At 38.2% G+C, this 6,638-nt stretch carries 9 protein-coding genes; 5 read left to right on the top strand and 4 right to left on the bottom strand.

Annotated elements, in window-relative coordinates:
- A partial coding sequence (locus ACIPKN_RS25060; RefSeq protein ID WP_400941431.1) for a hypothetical protein occupies positions 1-298 on the top strand: 298 nt, incomplete at its 5' end.
- Between the two features lie 301 nt (positions 299-599).
- On the opposite strand, the gene ACIPKN_RS25055 is transcribed toward ACIPKN_RS25060, so the two are convergent.
- From ACIPKN_RS25055 to ACIPKN_RS25040, 4 genes are all read right to left on the bottom strand, one after another.
- Positions 600-1,508 (bottom strand): RluA family pseudouridine synthase, encoded by a 909-nt coding sequence (locus ACIPKN_RS25055; protein ID WP_400941436.1) that lies wholly within the window; start codon positions 1,506-1,508, stop codon positions 600-602.
- A 1-nt stretch (position 1,509) separates the two neighbouring features.
- Entirely contained in the window at positions 1,510-2,304 is a 795-nt protein-coding gene (locus ACIPKN_RS25050; RefSeq protein ID WP_132363921.1) for an NAD kinase, read from the bottom strand.
- Positions 2,301-2,972: a GTP diphosphokinase gene (gene yjbM, locus ACIPKN_RS25045; protein ID WP_132363923.1), complete on the bottom strand. Its 672-nt coding sequence runs from the start codon at positions 2,970-2,972 to the stop codon at positions 2,301-2,303. Before yjbM ends, ACIPKN_RS25050 begins: the two co-directional genes overlap by 4 nt.
- A 62-nt stretch (positions 2,973-3,034) precedes the next feature.
- Positions 3,035-3,418, bottom strand: a complete 384-nt coding sequence (locus ACIPKN_RS25040) for a UPF0738 family protein (RefSeq protein ID WP_400941428.1) — start codon at positions 3,416-3,418, stop codon at positions 3,035-3,037.
- A 335-nt stretch (positions 3,419-3,753) separates the two neighbouring features.
- On the opposite strand from ACIPKN_RS25040, the gene ACIPKN_RS25035 reads away from it, so the two are divergent.
- The 4 genes from ACIPKN_RS25035 to ACIPKN_RS25020 all read left to right on the top strand — a co-directional run bounded on the left by ACIPKN_RS25035 (position 3,754) and on the right by ACIPKN_RS25020 (position 6,593).
- Complete coding sequence (locus ACIPKN_RS25035) at positions 3,754-4,338, top strand: CYTH domain-containing protein (protein WP_400941426.1); 585 nt, start codon at positions 3,754-3,756, stop codon at positions 4,336-4,338.
- Between the two features lie 39 nt (positions 4,339-4,377).
- Positions 4,378-5,166, top strand: a complete 789-nt coding sequence (locus ACIPKN_RS25030; RefSeq protein WP_142510262.1) for a lytic transglycosylase domain-containing protein — start codon at positions 4,378-4,380, stop codon at positions 5,164-5,166.
- A 217-nt stretch (positions 5,167-5,383) separates the two neighbouring features.
- Entirely contained in the window at positions 5,384-5,791 is a 408-nt protein-coding gene (locus ACIPKN_RS25025; protein WP_132363931.1) for a globin domain-containing protein, read from the top strand.
- Complete coding sequence (locus tag ACIPKN_RS25020) at positions 5,784-6,593, top strand: DsbA family protein (protein WP_132363933.1); 810 nt, start codon at positions 5,784-5,786, stop codon at positions 6,591-6,593. The genes ACIPKN_RS25025 and ACIPKN_RS25020 overlap by 8 nt, the downstream gene beginning before the upstream one ends.
- The last annotated feature ends 45 nt before the right edge of the window (positions 6,594-6,638 follow it).

Genomic DNA, 6,638 nt, shown 5'->3' with positions numbered 1-6,638 from the left:
AAAACATTTGTTGCTGCCGCTTCGCTTTCGCACAGATAAAACATTTGTTGCTGCCGCTTCGCTTTCGCACAGACAAAACATTTGTTGCTGCCGCTTCGCTTTCGCACAGATAAAACATTTGTTGCTGCCGCTTCGCTTTCGCACAGACAAAACATTTGTTGCTGCCGCTTCTCTTTCGCACAGACAAAACATTTATTGCTGCCGCTTCGCTTTCGCACAGATAAAACATTTGTTGCTGCCGCTTCGCTTTCGCACAGATAAAACATTTGTTGCTGCCGCTTCGCTTTCGGACAGATAAAACATTTGTTGCTGCCGCTTCGCTTTCGCACAGACAAAACATTTGTTGCTGCCGCTTCTCTTTCGCACAGAAACTAGCGGTACCAAGCCAAATAACCCTCTACATTACTATATCCTACAAACACTTTCTTTTCTGTTAACGTGCTGTTAAGAAAAGACTATACTTTTACTGAGCTATAAAATGATAAAGAGATGCCCGTTTGTGCGAACATCTCCTTACTTATATAACATATTCAGTAATAGTTTTCACTCTTAGTGAACTAATGAAGTCTTCGTTCATAGATAGGTTATTGTGTCAAGCTTCAAACTAAGGAGTCATTCAATAATCTCTGCATATCTACATTTAAGTTACTTTTAAATTGTAAACGCTCATCTGTCAAAGGGTGAAGCATCTTTAAGGATACACAGTGTAGGGCTTGTCTATTTATATGATCGCGACTTCCTCCATAAAGTTCATCTCCAACAAGTGGATGTCCTATATAGGCCATATGCACACGAATTTGATGTGTACGCCCTGTGTGCAACTTTAGCTGTATATGTGTCATCGGTTCATCCTGTAAATAAAAGCGCCTTAAAATGGTCACGTCTGTATGTGCAAATTGACCATCCTCACGTACCTCTCGTTCAATGATACTCGTCTCCTTGCGTCCAATAGGAGCAATAATTGATTGTACATCTTGTGCCACATGTCCATGTACAATGGCTTCATATTGTCTACAAATTTCTCCATTGCGCTGTGCAAGTCCCGTTAAATGATGAATATGAGCATGTTTGGCAATGCACAGCAAACCAGAAGTATCACGATCAAGTCTCGTTACGATATGAGCAGTTGATGCTAGACCCTGTTGCTGAAAATGACCACACACTAAATTAGCTACGCTATATGTTGGATGCTCACGCGAAGGAATCGTGCTCTGATGTGCTGGCTTATTAAGCACTAAAATCGTTTCATCTTCATAAATAATAGAAAGTTCACCATGTTCAACAGCGAGCCCTTCACTTTTTTCTTCAAGAGGAAATTTAACTTCAACTCGGTCCCCAACGCGAAGAGGATGTCGAACATTGCGTTCAACATCATTCACGGTCAGTAAGCCTCCATCAAATTTAATTGCCGTTAAAGCTCGCTTGGAGATGCGCCATTCAGTTAAGGCTTCCCTTAGTAGCTGGCCTTCCTTTTCCGCTATAAAATGCAGTGTAAATCTTGTATCCATTTTACTCATTTGCCACGAATGACTCATGTACACGTTCCCAGAATGGGAATGGACGGAAACGAGCAAAACGTACTCTTTCAGTTGCTACATTAAAAGCAATCGACTTCACATCGCCTTGCGTAACTTGTAAATGATCAACAGTCATATTAAAGTTTTGTTCATTTACTGGACGTAAAACACAGTGATGGTGTGCTGGTAAAATGAGTGGAGAACCAACTGTACGGAAGACACGGTTATTGATAGATGCTATCTCAGTAATTTGGAGTGCCGCTAAAGTTGGGTGAATAATTGCTCCACCGAGGGCTTTATTATAAGCTGTACTACCAGAAGGAGTTGACACACAAAGACCGTCTCCACGGAAACGTTCAAACTGATTACCATTTAACTCAACATCCATAACAAGCGTGACATCAGGTGATTTTATAGTTGCTTCATTTAACGCTAAATACGTATTGGATTCTGCATTATGATGTTCCACCTTTACCTCTAGTAGTGGATACTCCACAACGTTAAAGTCCTTTTTGGCAATGGACAAAACAAGCTTTTCTAATTCAGATGGCTTCCAATCCGCATAAAATCCTAAATGTCCCGTATGGATACCTACGAAGGCAACCTGATGTAGCATATGAGCATATCGATGAAAGGCATGGAGTAAAGTGCCATCTCCTCCAATAGAGATGACAATTTCAGGAGCTTCTTCATCATAAGTTAACCCAAAGTCCTGCAAATACGTTTTAGCTAGCTCCATTAATTCGTTCGACTGTGCATCTCTACGTGATTGAATGGAAAACTTCATTTTGTGTCACGCTCCTTCTCCGATAATAAATTAGGATTCGATGCCTCTTTGTATTCACTAAAATAGGCCTGCGCTTCTTGTATCTCACTACGAATGGACGACATTTCCTCATCCAATCGGAAGGCGGCCTCTGCTGCACTTTGAAGGCGATTTTTAATTTCCTCGGGGAACATGCCTTTATATTTATAATTTAAAGAATGCTCAATAGATGCCCAGAAATTCATAGCTAGTGTTCTTATTTGAATTTCAGCTAAAACCACTTTTTTCCCTTGTATCGTTTCAACAGGATATTCGACAATCATATGATATGATCGGTAGCCACTTGGCTTATTATGTGTAATATAGTCACGCTCTTCCACTACACGCATATCTTTACGTTGACGTATTAGTTCCGTAACTGTTGAAATATCATCTACAAATTGACACATAATACGTAAACCTGCGATATCCCCTAACTCATCACCTAGCTGTTTAGAAGGTTCAAATGCGAGTCCTTTTTCTAATGATTTATCGTATATACTTGCTAAAGGTTTTACACGTCCCGTTACAAATTCAATTGGTGAATTTGCATTAACAATGCCAAACTGTGAACGCATACCCTTTAATTTTACTTTTAACTCATCTACTGCTTGTTTATAAGGACTTAAAAATATTTCCCATTGTCCCATCGCAAAAACCTCCCGACAATCGGTATCGAACAAAACCAACACCGTCTGTTCGTTTTGTCTTTTTATTCAGAAAGAATTGTCTTGAAGTGGTGTTCCACCGCTTGGACAAATTCTGCCCCATAATTGTAATTTCCTTCAATATTATACACGAGCATTTCTAGTTCATCGTAAAAATTAATAAGCTCAATAACTTCCGTACCTAGTTGTAGCTTTGGATTTTGCTTTTTTTGCAAAATATGTACAAGTTCATCCCAACTACTCGGTGGAAAACGCAAGTAATGATAATTCTCTCCTGCATCAAGTAAATAAATGAATGCAAAGTCATCAGAGTCTGCTATTAATTGTGCAGCAGGTTTTAACTGTAAATTTGCTTCAATGTCGTTTAAACTAAAATGAAGTTGCTCGTTTTCAAAATTCAATGTTTCTATTGTATAAATTTTACGCACATGCGGTTCCCCTTTTCGTCGTACTCTTCCTCTTATTTTAGCATAGAGGGTAAATAGTTGCAGTGTGTAAATATTAAATCAATGAAATAACGAACGAAACTTTTTATTATAGCGTGTAGTTGATTTCCGTTCCGTCTGGGCGACTTCCTTGGAGATCAGCAATAGAGGAATAAAGGCTAAAACACCACATCCTAAGATAACAACCTCGTGACCAACATTGATGCTCTATTACAGCTACAAAGCGCCCAGCCGGAAAGGAAATCAACCCCATGCCATGTTGATGAACCTTTCCACTAATCAACACACGAAAAAAATAAAATAAACAGGTGATCATAATGGTACAAGAACTTGAAATAGAATTTAAAAATCTCTTAACAAAGCAACAATACGAGCATTTATTGCAAGCATTTAACATTCCCGAAGGTGCTATTCATCGCCAAACAAATCATTATTTCGACACACCTTCCCAAGCTATTCGAAAACTACAAAGTGGGCTCCGTATTCGACAAATCGGCAAATATTTTGAATGTACTTTAAAAGAAAAAAATGCAGAGCACGCTCATTTAGAAACAACTGACGAACTAACTGCTGAGCAAGCTAAGAAAATGCTTGTTGGAGAAGGTTTTTATGCCCAAGAGGTAGCAAAAAGACTAGCTCTCTTCAACATTCCTTTAAAAAATTTAGCAATATTTGGTTCACTTACAACCGATCGTGTCGAAATTCCTTATAGGGATGGTCTTCTAGTATTCGATCATTCTTTCTATTTGCAGTGCGACGATTATGAGGTAGAATATGAATCAAAAGATGCAATAAAAGGAAATGCAATCTTCGACGAATTTCTACAGCAATATGGTATTGAAAAACGGGCTACAGATAAAAAAATCGCACGTTTCATGAAAGCATTACAAATGAATAAATAACAGTAGCTTAACTAGTATACAAGAAAGGGTGACAACTCCTTGGATATCCAATCACTCAGAACTTTATTTGAGATTCAAGCATTACAAACACTAGGATCTTCAGAAAATTCATCGTCAAACAATCTTACAGACAGCAATGCTATTTTTTCTGATATGATTAGCGAATTGCTAGGCGACTCAACTACTACTAATAGTGCAAAATTATCTAGCTTGCTCGGGGGTGTATCAAGCGCTTCATCATTGATGAACCAGTTTAGTAGTTTAAATGGGTTAGCTGAAAACATGCAAAATAGTGCGTATCAATCATTACTTTATAGGGGTTCTAATGACGTCTTTATACCTTCTGCTGTACAGGCGGCATTAGCAAATACACAATCTAGTACAAAGCTCGACTCCTATGTTGCGGACAATGTAATTGGTTCAACAGCGTATGCCAATTCACTAACAGGTGCGAACAAATACGCTTCGATTATTCAAAAGGCAGCAACTACATATAATGTACCAGAGAAGCTCATCGCTGCAGTGATTAAGCAAGAGTCCAATTTTAATTCAAGCGTGGTTAGTCATGCTGGAGCACAAGGATTAATGCAATTAATGCCAAAAACAGCGCAATATTTAGGGGTTACAAACGCCTTTGATCCTGAGCAAAATATTATGGCAGGTGCAAAATATTTACGTCAATTGCTAGATAAATTTGATAATGACCCTACATTAGCGTTAGCTGCTTATAATGCAGGATCTTCACGCGTTACAAAGTATGGTGGCATTCCTCCTTTCAAAGAAACACAGAATTATGTCAAAAAAGTGATGAATTACTACACAGCTTAATCGTTTAAACATTGTTAATACAGTCTTTTTCGGCAAATTTCACCCGCGTGGTGAAATTTGTGCTTTTTTAGCGAAAAACATTTCGGAAGAGCGCTTTGTTTGTGTTAACGAAAAGACGTTGATAGAATGAAGGTAGTCACAAGAAATTCACATTTGTAAAGATGACCAAGTATAAAAATATACTTTACGATATAAAGAATTAAAGGGGCATTTAATTATGAATCGAAAATACACTGTTCCTTATGAGGAGCTGGGGGCTGAAAAGCTTTCAGAGCTAATCCATGCATTCTATAAAAGAGTTGCTCAGCATCCTGATCTAATTCCAATCTTTCCGAAAGATTTAACAGAGACAGCACGCAAGCAAATTCAATTTCAAACACAGTATTTAGGTGGACCAAATCTTTTTACTGAGGAGCATGGACACCCAATGATGCGTGCACGCCATATGAATTTTCCGATTACACCTGATCGTGCCCAAGCTTGGCTTGAATGTATGTCCGAAGCGATGGATGAAGTGGGGTTGGAAGGGAAGTTCCGAGAAACATATTATCAACGTTTAGTATTAACAGCTCATCACATGATTAATACACCAAATGACGATGAGGGGGAATTGTTACGTGAATAATATTCAAATGCTGCAGAAGCCAACTCTTGAGATTTCTACTGCTAATAAGCCTATTGAATTGTATATTTTCGTAGATCCACTTTGTCCAGAAGCTTATAATATGCAAGCCATTCTTCGTAAGTTACATTTAGAGTACAATCATTACTTTACATGGCGCTTTGTGCTAAGCACAGAGCTTGCCTCTTTGAATTGTTTAAGTAAACGTGTAAAAGGTTGTTTATCGGGTATTGAACTCGACATTAATCATCCTGTCTTACCATCTATCGCTATTAAAGCGGCAGAGTTACAGGGCAAACGTGTCGGTGCACGCTATTTGTCGAAACTACAAGAATATGTATTACTAAACCAACAAGATGTCAATTCTTACGCTACGCTGTTAAAAATTGCGGAAGATGTTCAATTAGACATGAATGAATTTTCTGCAGACTTTGGTTCAAAGGAAGCAGCACGTGCCTTCCAATGCGATTTATACATTAAACGTGAAATGGAAGTTGATGAAGTGCCTAGCATTGTGTTTTTCAATGAATGTATTGAAGATGAGGGTCTAAAAGTTAGTGGTAGCTATTCCTATGAAGTTTATGAACATATTTTACAAGAAATGATGGATGAACAGCTTGTGCGTCAACCATTGCCAACAATGGAAGAGTTATTTACAAAATTCCATACACTTTCAACAAATGAAGTAGCTTTCATCTACTCATTAACAGAACAAACAGCTGAACGCGAATTAAAAAAGCGTATGCTGCAACAAAAGATTGAACGAATTCAGACAAATCACGCTACACTGTGGCGTATTAAATAAAGCAATTATACTATTATTCTAAGCTCCTAATAATAAAAGCAAGTG

The organism is Lysinibacillus sp. NPDC086135, assembly GCF_044746345.1.
Lineage (GTDB): Bacteria > Bacillota > Bacilli > Bacillales_A > Planococcaceae > Lysinibacillus.
Note: the sequence above shows the minus strand (reverse complement) of the source record. Positions and strands in the feature narration are given on the sequence as shown.